The sequence below is a fragment of the Tenacibaculum sp. 1B UA genome (genome assembly GCF_033978845.1).
Lineage (GTDB): Bacteria > Bacteroidota > Bacteroidia > Flavobacteriales > Flavobacteriaceae > Polaribacter.
The window spans coordinates 1-1842 of the sequence record NZ_JAKVUA010000037.1 but is presented as its reverse complement, the minus strand read 5'-3'; the positions used below and the strand labels follow the sequence as shown (position 1 = coordinate 1842).

The 1842-nt window shown below is 32.8% G+C and carries 1 protein-coding gene; it reads left to right on the top strand.

Annotation, left to right across the window (positions count from 1 at the left end; genetic code table 11):
- The first annotated feature begins 659 nt into the window (after positions 1-659).
- A complete protein-coding gene (locus tag MK851_RS15590) occupies positions 660-1637 on the top strand; it encodes a competence protein CoiA family protein (RefSeq protein ID WP_303511280.1) in 978 nt (325 codons plus the stop codon).
- Positions 1638-1842: the final 205 nt, after the last annotated feature.

Sequence of the window (1842 nt, the reverse complement as noted above, 5' to 3'; positions counted from 1 at the left end):
GGTTTCGTTGTGTTGAGGAACGTTCAGCGAGCTTCGCTGATGGTTTCGTTGTGTTGAGGAACGTTCAGCGAGCTTCGCTGACGGTTTCGTTGTGTTGAGGAACGTTCAGCGAGCTTCGCTGATGGTTTTGTTGTATTGAGGAACGTTCAGCGAGCTTCGCTGACGGTTTCGTTGTGTTGAGGAACGTTCAGCGAGCTTCGCTGATGGTTTCGTTGTGTTGAGGAACGTTCAGCGAGCTTCGCTGACGGTTTCGTTGTGTTGAGGAACGTTCAGCGAGCTTCGCTGATGGTTTTGTTGTATTGAGGAACGTTCAGCGAGCTTCGCTGATGGTTTCGTTGTGTTGAGGAACGTTCAGCGAGGGGAGTATTGGGGAGTATTCGGGAGTATTCAATAAAGTGTGTCAACTTATTTTTAGTTTTCTAAATAAGCTATCAGAGGTCGTTAATAACGACTAAAACTACTTTTAGTACTTAAATCGCTGAGCTTATGGGTTTCCGTAAGAAAATTAAGTTATTATTAGTAAGTTCGTAAAATATAAACAAACATAAAATACAACTATAAACCTATCAAAACAGGTGTATAACTATGTATTTTACATCTATATAAACAAGTTGGCGGTAATTTAAGAAACCTACGAAAATCAAAGAAACTAATCGTAAATGAAGAAAATTTTACACACAGTTGCGATAAATAAAAGTGGCGACCTAATCACAGCAAAAAATGCTAAAAAAGGAAGTGATTTTTTTTGTCCATTATGTAAAAACGAATTAATTCTTCGTAAAAGTGGAAAAACTGGAAAAGGTTCTAAAAGACCACATTTTGCACATCGTATTTTAACACCAAATTGCACACCTGAAAGTGCTTTACATTTCAATTTTAAAAATTTACTTGTAGAAAAAATTAAACAAAAGATAGAAAAGGAAGAACCTTTATCTATTTCTTGGAATTGCAAACATTGCTATGACTTTCATTCTGGAAATTTATTAAAAAAAATAAAATCAGTAAAAGTTGAACACAATATGACTCTTTGTCAACCTGATATTGCACTATTTGATTTTGAAAATAAAGTTTTTGCTGTTATAGAAGTTGTAGTTACTCATAAACCCGAAGAAAAAGTTTTAAATTTTTATTTAGAAAATAATATAATATTAATTCAAATCAATCTAACTTCTGAAGAAGATATTGAAAACTGGAAAGAAAAAATTTCTAAACCGGACATTGTTGAAATTTGCTTTAATCCTAAATGTAAAACCTGCGGAAATTTTCAACATAAAACTAAAATGACTATTGTAGAAGGTCCTTGTTGGAAATGTCATTCATCTATGAAAGTTGCAGTAATTGAAGGAGGAATGGAAAGAGGTGGTTCTTCTTGTGGTGCAGACGAATTTTCAAAAGAGGAAATTGAATTTGCTAAAAGAAAAGGAACAATTATTAAATCACATTACAGTAAAACAATGCACGAAAGATATTTAGCAAGTACTTGTAATAAATGTGGAGCATTTGCTGGGAATTTTTATTTATTTACAGATTATTTACAACCTGCTTCAATTGGAGAACTTCCATCTGAAACTTTTGATATTGGATATTACTGCAATAATTGTTTTGAAATTGAAGAAGATGATTATATGAATTTTTAAGATAAAAACTACCGCCAACAACATATATAATTTATTGCTTGCAAAAAGCTTACTTACGAAAATCCTCGCGGATTTTCTTTGTCAGTAATTATTTACTAAATTAGGTGCTTAAACCAAGTAACAAACCATATACAACAACGTTAGCAATAATTTTGACTCGTCCTGAATAAAGGCTACATAATTTTAAACATTATGTACAAAAACG

Coding starts and splice junctions, on each gene's coding strand:
- MK851_RS15590 (WP_303511280.1), top strand. CDS start 660: ATGAAGAAAATTTTACACACAGTTGCGATAAATAAAAGTGGCGACCTA.